Below are 360 nucleotides of genomic sequence, written 5' to 3'. Positions count from 1 at the left end.
CGACGCGGCCGGTGGACTTCCGTAAAGGACACGATGGATTGGCTTCGATGGTGCAGTCGGCATTGGCCCAAGACCCCTTTACCGGAACAGTCTTTGTATTCCGCGCCAAACGGGCCGACAGGATGAAGATTTTGTTCTGGGACGGCAGCGGGCTCGTGATGACCTACAAACGACTTGAGGAGAACAGCTTCATTTGGCCCGCCATTCGAGATGGCGTGATCACCTTGAACCGTCCCCAATTCGAGGCGCTTTTTGCAGGGCTGGACTGGCGCCGGGTGCGCTCTTTAGAACCCCGCAGACCGGCTGCGGCAGAGTGACTCGGAGGCGCAAAAGGCCTGCCCATTTGGGCGTAAATCAAGC

1 protein-coding gene is annotated in these 360 nt (G+C 58.6%); it reads left to right on the top strand.

All coding sequences use genetic code 11. From position 1 onward, the window contains the following. Window positions 1-317 (top strand): IS66 family insertion sequence element accessory protein TnpB (gene tnpB / locus FCK22_RS18070; RefSeq protein WP_211243595.1); only part of this gene is annotated, 317 nt, incomplete at its 5' end. Window positions 318-360 lie beyond the last annotated feature (43 nt).

Source organism: Sulfitobacter sp. 15WGC, assembly GCF_005068605.1.
In the GTDB taxonomy this organism is placed as follows: domain Bacteria; phylum Pseudomonadota; class Alphaproteobacteria; order Rhodobacterales; family Rhodobacteraceae; genus Sulfitobacter; species Sulfitobacter faviae.
The sequence above is the reverse complement of the archived record's forward strand: the minus strand, read 5'-3'. Positions and strand labels throughout refer to the sequence as shown.